Raw genomic sequence first — 534 nt, 5'->3', positions numbered from 1 at the left:
TATTTAGCCAACTGGACGCAAGGGAAAGAGTTAAAAGATAAATCCAAATTGCTAAAAGAAGTACATGAAACGTCTGTGGAATTTATTGAAACAATTGAAAGTATTTTAGATAAAGAAATCAATAATACAAAAGGGAAAGAGGTAGATAGTATGGCAAAAACAGAGTCAGATGGTTTATATGCATCTCCATATCAACAGATTTTAGAAAAGCATCGCAATTTAATGGATGCTTTTACTAAAGAGATTACTGACATACCAATACGGAAGGAAGAAGAACCAAATCAAGAAGGTTTATCTGTATCTTTAACGGAAAAAAACGGCAGTGTAAAAGATGTTCACTTAAATAAAATTTTGCAACCAGATTTATATGAGACAGTCCATAATTCTGTTTTTGAGGGGAAAGAAAGTTCGTTTGTTGTACATCAAAAGGATGCACAGATTGATTTAAATGATCTAGTCAAAATAGCCATATATGATAAATGGGTACAAAGAGAAGTGGATTTTGTAGATAAAGCTGAGGATCCAAAAGAGTTA

General features: G+C 32.0%; 1 pseudogene. It reads left to right on the top strand.

Features of this window, described 5'->3' with window-relative positions:
- Positions 1 to 534 (top strand): annotated as a pseudogene (locus ORL93_RS30950) (hypothetical protein); the annotation flags it as partial.

Origin of the sequence: Bacillus sp. DHT2 (assembly GCF_026241455.1) — a bacterium.
GTDB lineage: Bacteria > Bacillota > Bacilli > Bacillales > Bacillaceae_G > Bacillus_A > Bacillus_A pseudomycoides.
The sequence above is the reverse complement of the archived record's forward strand: the minus strand, read 5'-3'. Positions and strand labels throughout refer to the sequence as shown.